The sequence below is a fragment of the Micromonospora sp. DT47 genome, assembly GCF_049844475.1.
Lineage (GTDB): Bacteria > Actinomycetota > Actinomycetes > Mycobacteriales > Micromonosporaceae > Micromonospora.
The window spans coordinates 159,796-176,203 of sequence record NZ_JBNCLC010000008.1 but is presented as its reverse complement, the minus strand read 5'-3'; the positions used below and the strand labels follow the sequence as shown (position 1 = coordinate 176,203).

Annotated in this window: 17 protein-coding genes; 9 read left to right on the top strand and 8 right to left on the bottom strand. The window is 73.5% G+C overall.

All coding sequences use genetic code 11. The features are described 5' to 3' along the window. Positions 1–6: 6 nt before the first annotated feature. Positions 7–801, top strand: coding sequence for an EI24 domain-containing protein (locus ACLQ2U_RS15135; RefSeq protein WP_425751262.1), 795 nt, complete (start codon positions 7–9; stop codon positions 799–801). Between the two features lies 1 nt (position 802). Beyond that, positions 803–1,318, top strand: a complete 516-nt coding sequence (locus ACLQ2U_RS15130; RefSeq protein ID WP_425751261.1) for an O-acetyl-ADP-ribose deacetylase — start codon at positions 803–805, stop codon at positions 1,316–1,318. On the opposite strand, the gene ACLQ2U_RS15125 is transcribed toward ACLQ2U_RS15130, so the two are convergent. The 3 genes from ACLQ2U_RS15125 to ACLQ2U_RS15115 are packed head-to-tail and all read right to left on the bottom strand — an operon-like array spanning position 1,319 to position 3,192. Then, a complete protein-coding gene (locus tag ACLQ2U_RS15125) occupies positions 1,319–2,230 on the bottom strand; it encodes a GNAT family N-acetyltransferase (RefSeq protein WP_425751260.1) in 912 nt (303 codons plus the stop codon). Between the two features lie 41 nt (positions 2,231–2,271). After that, entirely contained in the window at positions 2,272–2,397 is a 126-nt protein-coding gene (locus tag ACLQ2U_RS15120) for a hypothetical protein (protein WP_425751259.1), read from the bottom strand. A gap of 36 nt (positions 2,398–2,433) precedes the next feature. After that, positions 2,434–3,192, bottom strand: coding sequence for a maleylpyruvate isomerase family mycothiol-dependent enzyme (locus ACLQ2U_RS15115; protein ID WP_425751258.1), 759 nt, complete (start codon positions 3,190–3,192; stop codon positions 2,434–2,436). Positions 3,193–3,262: 70 nt separating this feature from the next. Between ACLQ2U_RS15115 and ACLQ2U_RS15110 the strand changes: the two genes are divergently transcribed. Beyond that, positions 3,263–4,354 carry a UDP-N-acetylmuramate dehydrogenase gene (locus tag ACLQ2U_RS15110; RefSeq protein WP_425751257.1) on the top strand — a complete coding sequence of 364 codons (1,092 nt, stop codon included), beginning with the start codon at positions 3,263–3,265 and terminating at the stop codon, positions 4,352–4,354. Positions 4,355–4,449: 95 nt separating this feature from the next. On the opposite strand, the gene ACLQ2U_RS15105 is transcribed toward ACLQ2U_RS15110, so the two are convergent. Together ACLQ2U_RS15105 and ACLQ2U_RS15100 are read right to left on the bottom strand one after the other, a co-directional pair. Beyond that, positions 4,450–5,232, bottom strand: coding sequence for a class I SAM-dependent methyltransferase (locus ACLQ2U_RS15105; RefSeq protein ID WP_425751388.1), 783 nt, complete (start codon positions 5,230–5,232; stop codon positions 4,450–4,452). 1 nt (position 5,233) lies between these two features. After that, a complete protein-coding gene (locus ACLQ2U_RS15100; RefSeq protein WP_425751256.1) occupies positions 5,234–5,995 on the bottom strand; it encodes an SDR family oxidoreductase in 762 nt (253 codons plus the stop codon). 181 nt (positions 5,996–6,176) lie between these two features. On the opposite strand from ACLQ2U_RS15100, the gene mshA reads away from it, so the two are divergent. From mshA to ACLQ2U_RS15085, 3 genes are all read left to right on the top strand, one after another. Next, on the top strand, positions 6,177–7,541 hold the full coding sequence (mshA, locus tag ACLQ2U_RS15095) for a D-inositol-3-phosphate glycosyltransferase (RefSeq protein ID WP_425751255.1): 1,365 nt from the start codon (positions 6,177–6,179) through the stop codon (positions 7,539–7,541). Positions 7,542–7,598: 57 nt separating this feature from the next. After that, on the top strand, positions 7,599–8,114 hold the full coding sequence (locus tag ACLQ2U_RS15090) for a YbjN domain-containing protein (protein WP_425751254.1): 516 nt from the start codon (positions 7,599–7,601) through the stop codon (positions 8,112–8,114). Positions 8,115–8,660: 546 nt separating this feature from the next. After that, positions 8,661–9,302 carry a hypothetical protein gene (locus ACLQ2U_RS15085; RefSeq protein ID WP_425751387.1) on the top strand — a complete coding sequence of 214 codons (642 nt, stop codon included), beginning with the start codon at positions 8,661–8,663 and terminating at the stop codon, positions 9,300–9,302. Between the two features lie 436 nt (positions 9,303–9,738). On the opposite strand, the gene ACLQ2U_RS15080 is transcribed toward ACLQ2U_RS15085, so the two are convergent. Beyond that, the gene (locus ACLQ2U_RS15080; protein ID WP_425751253.1) at positions 9,739–11,010 is read right to left on the bottom strand and encodes an MFS transporter; all 1,272 of its coding nucleotides are present in this window, start codon (positions 11,008–11,010) and stop codon (positions 9,739–9,741) included. A gap of 229 nt (positions 11,011–11,239) precedes the next feature. Then, positions 11,240–12,568: an MDR family MFS transporter gene (locus ACLQ2U_RS15075; RefSeq protein ID WP_425751252.1), complete on the bottom strand. Its 1,329-nt coding sequence runs from the start codon at positions 12,566–12,568 to the stop codon at positions 11,240–11,242. A gap of 152 nt (positions 12,569–12,720) precedes the next feature. Between ACLQ2U_RS15075 and ACLQ2U_RS15070 the strand changes: the two genes are divergently transcribed. Further along, on the top strand, positions 12,721–13,488 hold the full coding sequence (locus tag ACLQ2U_RS15070; protein ID WP_425751251.1) for a phosphoglyceromutase: 768 nt from the start codon (positions 12,721–12,723) through the stop codon (positions 13,486–13,488). Between the two features lie 53 nt (positions 13,489–13,541). Here ACLQ2U_RS15070 and phoU read toward each other — a convergent pair whose 3' ends face one another. Beyond that, positions 13,542–14,195: a phosphate signaling complex protein PhoU gene (phoU, locus tag ACLQ2U_RS15065; protein WP_425751250.1), complete on the bottom strand. Its 654-nt coding sequence runs from the start codon at positions 14,193–14,195 to the stop codon at positions 13,542–13,544. A gap of 215 nt (positions 14,196–14,410) precedes the next feature. Between phoU and ACLQ2U_RS15060 the strand changes: the two genes are divergently transcribed. Together ACLQ2U_RS15060 and ACLQ2U_RS15055 are read left to right on the top strand one after the other, a co-directional pair. Then, entirely contained in the window at positions 14,411–15,700 is a 1,290-nt protein-coding gene (locus ACLQ2U_RS15060; RefSeq protein ID WP_425751249.1) for a sensor histidine kinase, read from the top strand. 22 nt (positions 15,701–15,722) lie between these two features. After that, positions 15,723–16,406, top strand: a complete 684-nt coding sequence (locus tag ACLQ2U_RS15055; protein ID WP_425751248.1) for a response regulator — start codon at positions 15,723–15,725, stop codon at positions 16,404–16,406. The last annotated feature ends 2 nt before the right edge of the window (positions 16,407–16,408 follow it).

Below are 16,408 nucleotides of genomic sequence, written 5' to 3'. Positions count from 1 at the left end.
GCGGTCGTGAACGCACCCCGCACCGTCGCCGCACCCGTGACCGGTGCTGTCGGCCGGTTCTTCGCCGGTGTCGGCCTGCTCCTGCGCGGCCTCGGCCTCTACGTCCGCAGCCCGGGGCTGATGCTGCTCGGCGTGGTGCCGGCGCTGATCTCCGGCGCGCTCTTCGTCACCGCGTTGGCCGCCCTGGTGTACTTCGTGGACGACCTGGCCGCGTTGGTCACCCCGTTCGCCGACGACTGGTCGACCACCGCCCGCAGCCTGGTCCGGGTGATCGCCGGGCTGGCCTTCCTCGGGCTGGGCGGCCTGCTCGGGGTGGTCACCTTCACCGCGGTCACGCTGGTCATCGGCGACCCGTTCTACGAGAAGATCTCCGAGCGGGTGGAGGAACGCCTCGGCGGCACCCCCGGGGCGGTGGACGTACCCTTCTGGGCCTCGCTGCGGCGCAGCGTCGGCGACTCGCTGCGGCTGGTCGGCCTGTCGATGCTGATCGGCGTCCCGCTCTTCGCCGCCGGGTTCATCCCGGTGGTCGGGCAGACCGTGGTGCCGGTGATCGGGGCGGCGGTGGGCGGCTGGCTGCTCGCCGTGGAACTGGTCGGCGCGCCGTTCTCCCGGCGCGGGCTGCGGCTGCCGGACCGCCGGTCCATGCTGAAGGCGGACCGGCCCACCGCGCTCGGCTTCGGCGTGGCGGTCTTCGTCTGCTTCCTGATCCCGCTCGGCGCGGTGCTGGTCATGCCGGCCGCCGTCGCCGGGGCCACCCTGCTCACCCGCCGGACGTTCGGCCAGCCCATCCAGGAGCGCTGACATGGAGATCACCCTGGTCGAGGGGGACATCACCGCCCAGCGGGTCGACGTGGTCGTCAACGCCGCCAACTCCTCGCTGCTGGGCGGCGGGGGAGTGGACGGCGCCATCCACCGCAAGGGTGGCCCGGCCATCCTCGAGGAGTGCCGGGCGCTGCGCGCCTCCCGGTACGGCCGGGGGCTGCCCACCGGCCAGGCGGTCGCCACCACCGCCGGTGAGCTGCCGGCCCGCTGGGTGGTGCACACCGTCGGGCCGGTCTTCTCGGCCACCGAGGACCGGTCGGCGCTGCTGCGCGACTGCTACGCCAACAGCCTGGCCGTCGCCGACGAGCTGGGCGCCGCCACCGTGGCGTTCCCGCTGATCTCGGCCGGCGTCTACGGCTGGCCAATCGACGACGCGGTACGCCAGGCGCTGACCATGCTGCGGTCGGCGACGCCGTCGAGCGTCACCGAGGCCCGGCTGGTGCTCTTCGGCGCCGACACCTACGCCACCGCGGAGCGGAGCCTCGGGGCGGCCTGATCACGCCAGGTCGCGCAGGCAGGTCCACTGGGACGCCGCCGGCCGGTAGCCGAGCCGGGTGTTGACCGCCAGCATCGGGGCGTTCGCGGCGTCGTTCGAGGTGTACGCGACCAGCACGCCGCCGGCGGCGGCCCGGTGCAGTGCGGCCCGCTTGACCAGCCGGGCCAGCCCCCGGCCCCGGTGCTCGGGAACGGTCCCGGTGAAGTCCGACCACATCCGGTCGCCGTCCCGCTTGACCAGGCTGAACGAGGCCAGCACCCCGTCCACCTCCGCGACGGTGCTGGCCGCCCGGTCCAGCCCCGGGTTGTCCCACACCTCGTACCGCCAGCTCTCCCAGCTGATCGCGTCGGCCGGCACGTCGCCGGGCTCGTCGGCGGCCGAGGCGACGTCGGCCTCGTGGATCCGGCGCGCATCCACCTCGGCCGCGGCGAGCAGCCGTACGCCGGGGGGCGGCTCGGGCATCGGCGGGGTCGACCGCAGGTCGAGGGCCGAGTAGCGCAGCTCGCGGGAGGGGGTGAAGCCGTGCCGGCGGGCGAACGACAGCGACTCGGGCCGGGCCCAGGTGAGCACCCGGCGGGCCCGGATGGACCGGAGGTGGTCCAGCGCGGCGGTGAGCAGCGCGGTGCCCGCGCCCCGGCCCCGGTGGTCGGGGTGCACGTGCAGGGTGGAGATCTCCCCGAAGTCGGGCTCGGAGGTCTGGCTGTTGCGGTACGCCGACGCCCACCCGACCACCTGACCACCGGCCTCGGCCACCCAGGCGGTCCAGTCCTCGCCGGGCGGCGGCTCGGCGATCATCTGGCGGGTCGACTCGACGCCCCGGACCAGGTACGGGTGGACCAGCGCACGCAGCGTCACCACCTGGGCGGCGTCGTCCGGGCGGGCGGGACGGATCAGTGCGGAGGGATCGGGCATGCGGGCGAGGGTAGGAGACCGCCGCCCGCGCCGCCACGGGATTAGGCCGACCCGCGGACCACCAGCTCGGTCGGGAGCACCACGGCCGGCTCGATCGCCTCGCCGGCGGCCAGCCGCAGCGAGACGTGATCTGCCGGTCCGCGGACAAGAAAGGAGGGGCCGTCCACCCCGGAACGGCCCCTCCTCGTCGGGGAGAGCGGGGCTCAGCCGGTGCGCAGGCCGTCCAGCAGGGAGCGGTCCCCGGACACGCCGAGGGTGTCGAAGCTGACCCGGCCCCAGAGCGCGAGCAGCAGGTCGCTGGCCGTGCCGGTGACCTGGGCCCGGGCGTGGTGGTCCTCGTGCCCGAAGACGGTGGCGGTGTCGAGCAGGGCGACCCCCTCGCCGCGCAGTCGCAGGTACCACGCCTGGGCGGCGTCGGTGGCGGTCAGCTGCACCACCCCGTGCCACTGGCCGGGCGTCCGTCGCCGGCCGGCCGGCAGCCAGGTGTCCAGCACCTCGCTCACCCCGTCGGCGGCCAGCTTGGCCTCGATCGGCTCGCCGGCCGCGATGGCGAGCTGGGCGTCCCAGCGGTGCACCGCCGTCTCGTGCGCCATCCGGCGCGGCCAGAAGCCCGCCTTCTTCGGCTGGGGCGCCCAGTTCCAGGCCGGGGCCTCCGGGTCCAGGGTGTCGAAGAGGGCCATCAGCTGGTCGTAGCCGTGCTGCCAGAGCTGTAGCGGGGTCACCCCGGCGGGGAGGTCGGCGGCGTCGCGGCGGGCGGGCTGGGTGGTCTCGCCGGAGCCGACGAACGAGTGCACCCAGTGGTAGATGCCGGCGAGGTGCAGGGTGAGGTCGGCGATGGTCCAGCCCGGACACGACAGCACGGGTGTCTCGGGCGGCGCCTCGGCCGCGGCGGCGGCGAACGCCGGGCCGTCGGCCCGCAGCGCCCCGATCCAGAAGTCCTTGGTGCCATGCAGTCTGCTCATCGCAATCCTCCCGGGGGTGACCGGGCCACCAGTGGGTGCCGCGGCTACCCCTCAGCCTAGGGTGAAGGGCGTGTCAGACGTCTACGCCAAACCGACAACCGGTGCCGGACCCACCGATCCGGCCGCCCTGGCGAGATACACCACCCTCCGTCTCGGTGGCCCCGCCGGGCGGCTCGAAATCGCCACCAGCGCCGATGAAATCGTACAAAAGATGCGGGAAGCGCAGCGTCGGGACGAGCCCGTCCTCATCCTCGCGGGTGGCAGCAACGTCGTCGTGGGCGACGAGGGTTTCCCCGGCACGGTCGTGCTGGTCCGGTCCCGGGGGCTGCGGGTGGTCACCGAGGGCACCGAGACCGTCACGGTACGGGTCGAGGCCGGCGAGCCCTGGGACGACCTGGTCGCCGCCACGGTCGCCAACGGTTGGTCCGGCCTGGAGTGCCTCTCCGGCATCCCCGGCTCGGCCGGCGCCACCCCGATCCAGAACGTCGGCGCGTACGGCCAGGAGGTCGCCGAGATCATCACCGGCGTCCAGGTGTACGACCGCACCGACGGCACCGTCGGCCGGATCGACGCGGCGGACTGCGGTTTCGCGTACCGGTCCAGCATCTTCAAGTACAGCGAACGCTGGGTGGTGCTCTCGGTCGACTTCCGGCTGGAGCGCTCGCCGCTCTCCGGGCCGGTGCGCTACGCCGAGCTGGGCCGGGCCCTTGGCGTCGAGGTCGGGGAGCGGGTGCCGGCAGCCGACGCCCGGGCCGCGGTGCTGAAGCTGCGCGCCGGCAAGGGCATGGTGCTCGACCCGACCGACCCGGACACCTGGTCGGTCGGCTCGTTCTTCACCAACCCGGTGCTGGAGCGGTCGGCGTACGAGCTGCTGCGCGAGCGCGCCGCCGACCTCGGCGAGCCGCCGTCCTGGCCCGGCGCGGGGGACGTGGTGAAGGTCAGCGCCGCCTGGCTGATCGACAAGGCTGGCTTCGCCAAGGGCCACCCCGGCCCCGAGGGCGTCGCCATCTCCAGCAAGCACACCCTGGCCCTCACCAACCACTCCGGCACGGCCAGCACCGCCGCCCTGGTCACCCTCGCCCGCGACATCCGCGACGCCGTCCACGACCGCTTCGGCGTCACCCTCCATCCCGAACCCGTCCTCATCAACTGCGCCATCTGACCCAGCCCCGACATTTTCCGCGATCTTGCAGTTGTCGCCCGGAAAAAGCCGGCAAAAGCCGCGAAACGCGGGCCCAAACTGCAAGATCGCGCGGGTTAGCGGGGGGAGATGGCGGGCCAGGGGAGGGTGAGTTCGCCCCGGCGCCAGCGGCGGGGGCGGTCGAGGATGGGCCAGCCGGAGCGCTTGAGCGTGGAGACCGCCTCCACCCAGCGCTGGCGGGGGCCGAAGGGGGCGTAGCCGGCGGCGGCCTGCCAGGCGTCGTCCAGGGCACGGATCAGGTCGTGGATCCGCTCCCCGGGCACGTTGCGGTGGATCAACGCCTTGGGCAGGCGTTCGGCCAGTTGGGCCGGGCTCTCCAGGGTGGTCAGGCGGGCGGCCAGGGTGAGCGTGCGCGGCCCCGCCGCGTCGACCAGCAGCCACCCGCCGAGCCGGCCCAGCTCGTCGCAGGTCCCCTCGACCAGCACCCCGCCGGGGGCCAGCCGGTCGGTGATCGTGCGCCAGGCGGCGGCGACCTCGCCCTGGTCGTACTGGCGCAGCACGTTGAACGCGCGGACCAGGGCGGGACGCAGGCCGGCCAGCTCGAAGCCACCCCGGGCGAAGGTCAGCCCCGGCGGGTCGGCGGCGGGCTGGGCGGCGGTGACGCGTACCGGATCGATCTCCAGCCCGACCACCCGGACGTCGGCGCGGACCCCGGCGGCCAGCCGGGCGCGCAGCTCCACGGCGGTGACCGGGGTGGCGCCGTACCCGAGGTCGACCACCAGCGGATCGGCCGCCGCGCGGAGCCGGTCGCCGCAGGTCTCGACGATCCAGTTGTCCACCCGCCGGAGCCGGTTCGGGTTGGTCGTCCCCCGGGTCACGACGCCCTGGGGTTTCACCAGGTCACACCCGATGCACCTTGTGCTGGGCGGCCTGGGCCAGCGGGCGGACCACCAGCCGGTCCACGTTGACGTGCTGCGGGCGGGTCGCGCACCAGGCGACGCAGTCGGCGACGTCCTCGGCGACCAGCGGCTCGGGCACCCCGGCGTACGTCGCGGCGGCCTTGTCGGCGTCGCCGCCGAACCGGACCAGGCCGAACTCGTCGGTCTGCACCATGCCGGGGTCGATCTCGATCACCCGGACCGGCCGGCCGCAGAGCTCCAGCCGCAGCGTCCCGGCCATTGCGGTCTGCGCGTGCTTCGCGGCGGCGTAGCCGCCGCCGCCCTCGTACACGGTGAAGCCGGCGGTGGACGAGACGATCACGATGGTGCCGGCCCCGGACGCCTCCAGCGCCGGCAGCAGGGCCTGGGTGACCCGGAGCGTGCCGAGCACGTTGACGTCGTACATCCACTGCCAGTCGCCGACCGAGCCGGACTCCACCGGGTCCAGCCCGCGCGCGCCCCCGGCGTTGTTGACCAGCAGGGTGACCGGCCCCGGTGCGGCGGCGGCCGCAGCCGCCAGCCCGGCCACCGACTCGCCCGAGGTGACGTCGCAGCTCACCGCGGTCGCCGCGCCGCCGGCCGCCTCGATCTCCTTGACCAGCCCGGCCAGCCGGTCGGCGCGCCGGGCGGCGGCCAGCACGTGGAAACCCTCGGCGGCCAGCCGGCGGGCGGTCGCCGCGCCGATCCCGCTGGACGCTCCGGTGACGATCGCGACAGAGGTCATCCGGCCATTGTCACCCCCGGGTGGGTGGCACGTGCCGACGGGCGGTCGATGAGGTCCGTCACGCCCGGGACCCGCCGCAACGCATTTCCGAAGCCCGATGGGGAAGATGTCATCCGGCGTCGAGGTTGACCGAGAAGCGCCGGTCGTGCGGACGGCAACAACCGTGACAGAGGGAGCGGACGTGGCGGAAATGCACACCGGCGTGGGTCGGCAGCGCGGTGCGCGGCCGTGGCCCCGGCCCCGGCGGATCGCGACCCTGTCGGTGCACACCTCGCCGCTGCACCAGCCGGGCACCGGCGACGCGGGCGGCATGAACGTCTACATCCTGGAGGTCGCCCGCCGGTTGGCCGAGGCCGACGTCGAGGTGGAGATCTTCACCCGGGCCACCTCCGGCGACCTGCCCCCAGTGGTGGAGATGGCGCCCGGGGTGCACGTCCGGCACATCACCTCCGGCCCCCTCGAAGGGCTAACCAAGGAGGATCTGCCCGGCCAGCTCTGCGCATTCACCGCCGGCGTGCTGCGCGCCGAGGCGGCCCGCCCGCCCGGCCACTACGACCTGATCCACTCGCACTACTGGCTCTCCGGCCAGGTCGGCTGGCTGGCCAAGGAGCGCTGGGGGGTGCCGCTGGTGCACACCGCGCACACCCTGGCCAAGGTGAAGAACGCCCAGCTCGCCGCCGGTGACCGGCCGGAGCCGAAGGCCCGGGTGATCGGCGAGGAGCAGGTGGTCGCCGAGGCCGACCGGCTGGTGGCCAACACCCGGGTCGAGGCGGGTGACCTGATCGGCCGCTACGACGCCGACCCGGCCCGGGTCGCCGTGGTCGAGCCCGGCGTCGACCTGGACCGCTTCCGCCCGGCCGTCGGGGACCGGGCCGAGGCCGCACTCGCCGCCCGCCGCCGGCTGGGGCTGCCCACCGACGGGTACCTGGTGGCCTTCGTCGGGCGGATCCAGCCGCTGAAGGCGCCGGACGTGCTGATCCGCGCGGTCGCCGCACTGCGCGACCGCAACCCGGCCCTCGCCGACGAGTTGACCGTGGTGATCTGCGGCGGCCCGAGCGGCAGCGGGCTGGACCGGCCCACCGCGCTGATCGAGCTGGCCGCCTCGCTCGGCGTCGCCGACCGGATCCGTTTCCTGCCGCCGCGCACGGGCGACGACCTGCCCGCCCTGTACCGGGCGGCGGACCTGGTCGCGGTGCCGTCGTACAACGAGTCGTTCGGCCTGGTCGCCCTGGAGGCCCAGGCCTGCGGTACGCCGGTGGTGGCGGCCGCCGTCGGCGGTCTGGTCACCGCGGTCCGGAACGGGGTGAGCGGGGTGCTCGTCGACGGGCACGACCCGGTCGACTGGGCCCGTACCCTCGGCGCCCTCCTGCCGGACCGGCAGCGCCGGGCCGACCTGGCCCGCGGCGCGGCCCGGCACGCCCGCAGCTTCTCCTGGCAGCGCACGGTCTCCGGCCTGCTCGCGGTCTACGGGGAGGCGATCGCCGAGCACCGGAGCCGGTTGGCGACGCAGCTCGCCGGCGACCCGGCGATGTCCTGCTCGTGGTGACCCGGGCCACCATCCGCCGTCCGGTGCCGGGGTCCGCCCGACCGTAAAGTGGGTGCGATGAGCGCGAAGAGCGACCTGGCCGCCCTGATCGAGTCCGTCTGCACCGAGCGGGAGCTGGACTGGGAGTCGACCGGCGAGGGGTCGTACGCGGTCACCCTCCCCGGCACGCACAAGCTCAAGACGGTCTGCAACCTGATCGTCGGCGAGCACGCGCTGCGGATCGAGGCGTTCGTGATGCGCCAGCCCGACGAGCGGCGCGAGGAGCTCTGGGCCTGGCTGCTCCAGCGCAACGCCCGGATGTACGGCGTCTCGTTCTCCATCGACGCGGTGGGCGACGTCTACCTGACCGGTCGGGTCAACCCGGCCGGCATCGACGCCGACGAGCTGGACCGGCTGCTCGGCGCGGTGCTGACGTACGCCGACGAGTCCTTCGACACCATGCTGGAGATCGGCTTCGGCAGCTCGATCCGGCGGGAATGGGAGTGGCGGGTCAAGCGGGGCGAGTCCACCGCCAACCTCGCCGCCTTCGCCCACCTCTTCGAACCGTCCGCCGGAGGTTCGGACCGGTCCTGACGGGTATGCCGCACCACTGCGGTGCGGCAGTTGGGACCCGCCGCAGGCCGAGGACGGACTGTCGAGGAGCGTGTCATGGCTCAGCGGAGCAGCTCAGGTCGCGGCGGAACTGCGACCAGGACCAGGCAGGGCAACCAGACCCCGAACACCCCGGGCATCTCCGAGTCGGAGATCTCCCGGATGAAGGTGGACGACATCCGTGGGCAGTTGCGCCGGCGCGGTGTCTCCGGCATCTCCGCCCTGCGCAAGCCGGAGCTGGTGAAGACGCTGGCGCGGACGCTGCGGTCGGAGGGCCGCGCTGGCGGCGCGGCGCGGCGCAGCACCGGCCCGACCGGTCGGGCGGCGGCCACCAAGAAGGCCGCCGCCGCGAAGGCGGGTGGCCGGAAGACCACCGCCGCGCGGGCCAAGGCCGCGCCCGCGCCGGCCCGCAAGGCGGCTCCGGCGCGCAAGGCCGCCCCGGCGAAGTCGACGGCCCGCGCGAAGGCGGCGCCGACGAAGAAGGCGGCGGCGAAGAAGGCGCCAGCGAAGAAGGCACCAGCGAAGAAGGTGGCGGCGAAGAAGGCGCCAGCCAAGAAGGCGCCAGCCAAGAAGGCACCAGCCAAGAAGGCGGCGGCGAAGAAGGCGCCGGCGAAGAAGGCGGTGGCGAAGGCCGCGCCGGCGAAGAAGGCGACGACCCGGGCCAAGGCCGCGCCCGCGGGGAGGCCCGCGGCGAAGACTGCACCGGCCGGGAAGCCGGCGAAGCGGGCCAAGGCCGCGCCGGCCAAGAAAGCGACGACCGGGGCCAGGGCCACACCAGCGGCCGGCGCCCCGGCCACCGGCATCCGTACCGGTCGGTCCACCGCACGGTCGGTACGTTCGTCGCAGGTCATCTCGTCGCCCGCGGACCGTCCGGAGCGTCCCGGGCGCAGCCTGGTGACCACCAACCACGAGGTGATCCGGAACTGGGCCGCCGCCCGGGGCGCGAAGCCGGCGACGATCGCCGGCACCGAGCGGGAGGGTCGGCCCGGGGTGCTCACCTTCAACATCCCGGGCTTCCGGGAGAGCAGCCGGATCCAGGCCATCTCCTGGGACGATTGGTTCCGGACATTCGAGGCACGGCGGCTGAATCTCATCTTCCAGGAACAGATGCGCGACGGCCGGCAGAGCAACTTTTTCCGTACCGAGTCACCCGATCGGCAAGACGCCTGAGGGTGTTTACGGGAATGGCTGGCGGGTAGCCCCGTGTTGGACATTCCGAGGCCCGGAGCAGGTGCCGGATTCGCCGTCTGTGCTGTGACCGGCAAGACAGTGATCCGGGTTGAATCCGGAATCCGGGCGAACTAGCTTTATCGCACCGCGCCACGCTTGGAAACGTTCGGGGGAGCGGCGGATCGATCAGATCCGTGCACCGAGCGAGGCGCCAGATCGGGTGGAGCACACCGTTGGGGGACGGTGCCACCCGGGAACCGGCGGCGCGAGCGGGCGACGCTTACGGGGGTGAGTGTCGCCCGCCGCCGCCGGGCAAGCGGTAGCGCCCACCACGACCCACGGGTCGGGGTGGGCGCTCTGCCGTTGCCGGCCAGCGCGGTCGGTTGTCACCGTCGCCGGCATGGAGTCGATCTCGCTTGGGGACGGGTGTCGGCCCTCAGCGGACCGCTGTCCGCTCCGTCAGGACGGGTTCGTCGGCGGCGCGCAGTGCGGCGACCCGGCGTTCCCGGGGCGGGCCGGCCAGCAGGTGGGCACCCGCCGCGAGCAGGCCAAGGGCACCCACGACCAGCCAGTGCCGGCTCCCCAGGTACTGCAGGCTCACCCCGCCCAGGGTCGGCGCGACGAAGGACGCCGCCGGGAAGGTCAGGTAGAAGACCGACTGGTAGCGGGCCCGCAGCTCCGGCGGGGCCAGGTCGGCGTTGATCTGTGCGTTCGGCGGCGCGGCCAGCATCGAGCCGACCGTCCAGACCACCGCGGCGGCCAGGTGGGCCCAGAGATGGTCGGCGAGCGCCAGCATCCCGAACCCGACCGCGAGCAGGCCGGTGGAGACCGCCAGCACGCGGTCGCGGCGGTGCCGGTCGATCAACCGGGGTACGAGGAGCTGCCCGGCCACGATCAGCGCACCGCCCAGCGCCACCACCGCCCCGTACGCCGACGGGCGCAGCCCGTCCGCCCGCATGGCGAGCGGCATGATCGTCGAGGCCTGCATGGTGAGCACCGCCAGCACGAAGGTCAACCCGACGAAGACCAGGAAGGTCCGGTCGGTCAGCGCGGTGCGCAGCCCCGGCCGCCGCTTGGCCAGATCTTGGACACTTTCCGTTCGGGTGCCCACCTGCGAGCGCTGGAGGGTCTCGGGCACCTTCCAGGCGATGAGGGCGGCGGCGGTGAGCGTGGCGGCGGCGTCGACCAGGAAGAGCGCGACGAAGCTCGCCTCGGCCAGCAGCCCGGCCAGCAGCGAGGCCACCGCCATGCCCAGGTTGAACGCCCAGAACTGCAGGTTGAACGCCCGGGAGCGCCGGTGCCCGGGGACCACGTCCACGATCGCCGCGACGAAGGCCGGGCTCGGCATCGAGTGCGCGACCCCGACCAGCGCGGCCAGCACCGCGATCAGCGCCAGGTCCCGGCTGAACGCCAGCCCCAGCATCAGCCCGGCGGCCCCGAGGTGCGCCGCGAGCAGGGTGGCGCGGCGGCCCCAGCGGTCCGCCAGCACCCCGCCGAGCAGCACCCCGGCCGCCCCGCCGATTCCGTACGCCCCGACCACCGCGCCGGCCAGCGCCTCGGACGCCCCGCGCGCCGCCGTGAGGTAGAGCGACAGGAAGAGCACGGCGAATGCGCCGGCCCGGTTGACCAACAGCCCCGCCCAGAGGTACCAGAAGGTGGCGGGGAGGCCGCCGGCCGTCCCGTCCCACCAGCGCCACAGGCCCCGCACCCGTCCTCCAGGAAGGTTTGTTAACCGGTCCGCGTCTGACCGTAGGGAGGCGGCCCGTTCCGCGCCAGCGTGTTCGTGATCACCGCGGTGGACACCCGACCGGCGGGGCCGATTCGTTTGCGACATCAGCTCCAAGGGCTCGACCAGAGGACCTCGTCCGCCGCCTGCCGCCGGCAGGACGGACGGCGGTTGGCAGCGTCCGCGTACCTCGTGGGGCTGTCCGCGTACCTCAGGCGGTGCGGGCCGGGACCGGCTCGGCGGGCGCGATGGCGGCGGCTTCGGCCGCCTCGGGCGCCGGCGGCTGGACGGCGGTGACCGGCGTGACCGGCTCGCTGGGCACCTGGAGCTGGGCCGCGCGCCGCTCCCGGGCCGGACCGGAGACCAGGTGGGCCACCGCCATCAGGCCGCCGATCCCGGCGCAGCCCAGCCAGAGCGCGGTGTTGCCGGCCTGCTCCCGGACCAGGCCGCCGAGGATCGGGGCCGCCGCACCGGCGATCTGCCAGGAGAGCGAGAAGACGCCCTGGTAGCGGCCGCGCAGCGCGGCCGGGGAGAGCTCGGCGATCAGGGTGGCGTTGGAGGGCGAGTTGAGCATCTCGCCCAGCGTCCAGATCAGCACGGTCAGGCCGTAGAACCAGGCGGCGTCGGCGAACGCGGTGAGCCCGAAGCCGACACCCATCACCACCGAGGCCAGGGCGAGCACGTGCGAGCGGCTCCGGCCTCGGATCAGCCGGGGTACGAAGAGCTGGCCGACCACGATCAGCACGCCGTTGAGCGCGATCACCGAGCCGTACGTGGTCGGGCTCAGGCCGGCGTCGCCCATGGCGATCGGCAGCATCGAGATGTGCTGGAGGAAGACCAGCGCGGCGAACAGGTTGAGCGCGACGAAGCCCAGGTAGACCGGGTCGGTGAGGATGGTCCGCAGCGCCCCGGCGGGGGCGGTGCCGCCCGTGCGGACTCCGGTGGCGGAGGCCGTGCGGGTCTCCCGGACCTTCGTGAAGATGATCAGCGCGGTGACCACCGTGGTGGCCGCGTCGACCACGAAGAGCAGCAGGTAGCCCGCCTGGGCGGCGAGGCCGGCGAGCATCGCGGCGCAGGCGAAGCCGAGGTTGATCGCCCAGTAGTTCAGCGAGAAGGCGCGCAGCCGGTCCTTCTCCGGCACCACGTCGATCATCATGGCGCCGAACGCCGGCCGCGCGGCCTCGGCGAACATGCCGAGCAGCAGCGCGCCCGCCGCCACCGTCGGCAGCTCCCGGGCGAAGCCGAGCGCGAGCATCATGGTGGCCGCGCCGAGGTGCGCGGTGAGCAGCGTGGGCCGGCGGCCCCAGCGGTCGGTCAGGGTGCCGCCGACGGTGGTGCCGACCGCGCCGCCGACCCCCCAGAGGCCGAGCACCAGGCCGGCCTTGGAGGCGGAGAAGCCGCGCTCCTGGGTGAGGTAGATGGCGAGGAAGACCAGCACGAACGAGCCGAGCCGGTTGATCAGGGTGCCGGTCCAGAGGTACCAGAAGGCCCTCGGCAGGCCGCCGGTGGTGTCCCGGAACCAACCCCGCATCGTCCGCACGACGGCGCCCCCGCTCCAGGTAATGACCGTTATCCTCGCAGCGCCTTACAACCTAGTGTCGGTCCGGACCTCCGGTCACCGGTTTTTCCACGTGGTGGTCGTCACGACCACTGCCCGCGTGTCCCCGGACGAGGTACGGCAGGATGATCGGCATGACTGCGAGCGAGGGGCCCACCGTCGGGACGCTGGTCCTGCTGCGGCACGGCGAGAGCGACTGGAACGCGAAGAACCTATTCACCGGCTGGGTCGACGTCGACCTGACGGCCAAGGGTGAGGCGGAGGCGCGGCGCGGCGGCGAGCTGATGCGCGAGCACAGCCTGCTGCCGGACGTGGTGCACACCAGCGTGATGCGCCGGGCGACCCGCACCGCCGAGCTGGCGCTGAACGCGGCCGACCGGCACTGGATCGCGGTGCGCCGGTCGTGGCGGCTCAACGAGCGGCACTACGGCGCCCTGCAGGGCAAGGACAAGAAGCAGACCCTGGAGGAGTACGGCGAGGAGCAGTTCATGCTCTGGCGCCGCTCGTACGACACGCCGCCGCCGCCGATCGCGGACGACGACGAGTGGTCGCAGGTCGGCGACGCGCGCTACGCGCTGCTGCCGACCGAGCTGATGCCGCGCACCGAGTGCCTCAAGGACGTCGTCGACCGGATGCTGCCGTACTGGTACGACTCGATCGTGCCGGACATCCTGGCCGGCCGGACGGTGCTGGTCGCCGCGCACGGCAACTCGCTGCGCGCCCTGGTCAAGCACCTCGACCAGATCTCCGACGAGGCGATCGCCAAGCTGAACATTCCGACCGGGATCCCGCTGCGCTACGACCTCGACCCGCAGCTGCGCCCGCTCACCCTGGGCGGGACGTACCTCGACCCGACCGCCGCCAAGGCGGCCGCCGCCGCAGTGGCCAACCAGGGCCGCTGAGGTACGCGAAAAGGCCCCGGTCCGCGCGGACCGGGGCCTTTCCGTGTCGCCGTTCAGCTCGCCGAGGGCGAGGTCTGCCCGGTGATCAGGTAGACGACGTGCTCGCCGGCGTTCACCGCGTGGTCGGCGAACCGCTCGTAGAACCGGCCGAGCAGGGTGGCGTCGATCGCCGTCTCCACCCCGTACGGCCAGTCGTCGCTGAGCAGCACGCCGAAGAGGCTCTTGTGCAGGTCGTCCATGGCGTCGTCGTCGCGGTCCAGCTCGGCGGCGATGTCGGCATCGGGGCTGGCCAGCACGTGGCCGATCTTCTCGGCCATCCGGTCGGCGATGGCGGCCATGTCGGTGAAGACCGGCCGCAGCTCGGCCGGCACGGCCGGGGACGGGTGCCGGCGCAGCGCCGTCTTCGCCACGTGGTCAGCCAGGTCACCCATCCGTTCCAGGTCGGCGGCGACGTGCAGCGCGGTGATCATGGCCCGCAGGTCGGAGGCGACCGGCGCCTGCCGGGCGAGCAGGTCGCAGACCCGCTCCTCGACGTGCCGGTAGAGGTCGTCGATCTCGGCGTCCCGTGCGATCACGGCCTCCGACGCCTCGCGGTCGGCGGTGAGCAGCCCGCGGGTGGCCTGGCGCATCGCGGCGCGCACCCCCTCCGCCATGTCCACCAGCAGCTGGCTGACAATCTGCAGGTCGGCCCGGAACTCGTCGCGCATCGTCACTTCCTGGGGTCGGTGGCCGCCGGCGTCCCGGATGTCCGGTACCGGCGCACGGGTTGAGCAGGTGCGCGACCCACCGTAGGCGCGGGGGGCGGATCCGAGGTGAACCCCGGTGAACGACGTGGGGCCGACGAGTGAACTTTCTCGGAAGTGAGAGTGGTTCATCCCTTTATGGGCGATACCCAGGTTAACAATGACCCTACGATCGCGACGTGGAATGGGCGGTGGCGGTCGTGGTGGCCGTGGCACTGGCGACCGGGCTGGTCGCCGGGTTGCTGCTGGCGCGGCCCGTCCAGGATTGGCGGCGCGGCCTCGCGTCGGGGAGCGCCGGCTCCCGCTGGAGCTCAGGGAGGCTCACCATTCCGGACGACCAGCAGGCCGGGCTCTCCGGGCTCGGCCGCAAGGCGATCGACTCCCTCCGCGCCGGCGTCGTGGTGCTGGACCCGGACGATGTGCCGGTCCTGGTGAACCCCGCCGCCCGGGCGATGGGTCTGCTCCGCGCCGGCGCCACGCCCGGCTCCATCGCCGCGCACCCGCTGATCCGCACGCTGGCCGGGCAGGTCCGCCGCACCGGGGTGCGGCGGGAGATCGAGCTGGACCTGCCGCGCGGCCGCGACAACGCCGGGGAGAACCCGCTCGGGGTGCACCTGCGGGCGATGGCGCTCGGCGGCGGCTGCGTCTCCGTCGAGGCGGCCGACGTCACCGAGTCGCATCGGCTGGCCCGGGTCCGCCGCGACTTCGTGGCCAACGTCAGCCATGAGCTGAAGACCCCGATCGGCGCCCTGCAACTGCTCGCCGAGGCGCTGCTGGACGCCACCGAGCCGGCCGGCGACGGCGCGCCCGACCTGTCCGAGGACATGGTCGCGGCCCGCCGCTTCGCCGAGCGGATCCAGCACGAGTCGACCCGGCTGGGCCGGCTGGTGCAGGAGTTGCTGGAGCTGACCCGGCTCCAGGGCGCCGAACCGCAGCCGGCCCCCGAGCCGGTCGCGGTGGACTGGGTGCTCGCCGAGGTGATCGACCGGACCCGCACCGCGGCCGCCGCCCGGCAGGTCCAGGTGGTGACGGAGGGGGAGAAGGGGCTGACGGTCCACGGCAGCGCCGCCCAGATCGCCACCGCCGTGGCCAACCTCGTGGAGAACGCGATCAACTACTCCGGCGAGGGCACCTGCGTCCGGGTCGCCACCCGGGCGGACGATGAGCACATCCAGATCGCCGTCACCGACCAGGGCATCGGCATCGCCCCGAACGACGTCGACCGGATCTTCGAACGGTTCTACCGGGCCGACCAGGCCCGCTCCCGTTCCACCGGTGGCACGGGTCTCGGCCTGGCCATCGTCAAAAACATCGCCAGCAACCATGGCGGCCGGGTGGAGGTGGCGAGCACTCTGGGAGGGGGCTCGACGTTCACCCTCCGGCTACCCGCCAGCCCTCCGGACGACCTGGACACGACACTGCCGTCCGCTGGTATCGAGGCCGGCCCGGTCGAGCTCGGGCAGGCCTGACCGCAAGGAGAGGAAACACCCGTTGAGCCGCGTTCTGGTGGTCGAGGACGAGGAGTCGTTCTCCGACGCCCTGTCGTACATGCTCCGCAAGGAGGGCTTCGAGGTGTCCGTCGCCGCGACGGGACCCTCTGCCCTCACCGAGTTCGACCGGACCGGCGCGGACATCGTGCTGCTCGACCTGATGCTCCCGGAGATGTCCGGGACGGAGGTCTGCCGGCAGCTGCGGCAGCGCTCGCACGTGCCGATCATCATGGTCACCGCGCGGGACAGCGAGATCGACAAGGTGGTCGGCCTGGAGATCGGCGCCGACGACTACGTGACCAAGCCGTACTCGCCCCGCGAGCTGGTGGCCCGGATTCGGGCAGTGCTGCGCCGGCAGACCGCCGAGGTGGCCGAGTCGGGCGCTCCGACCCTGGCCGCCGGCCCGGTCCGGATGGACATCGAGCGGCACGTGGTGACCGTCGGCGGCGCCGCCGTGCAGCTGCCGCTCAAGGAGTTCGAGCTGCTGGAGCTGCTGCTGCGCAACGCCGGCCGGGTGCTCACCCGGGGCCAGCTGATCGACCGGGTCTGGGGCGCCGACTACGTCGGGGACACCAAGACCCTGGACGTGCACGTCAAACGGCTGCGCTCCAAGATCGAGCCGGAGCCGTCCGCGCCGCGGTTCATCGTCACCGTGCGCGGCCTCGGCTACAAGTTCGAGCCGTAGGC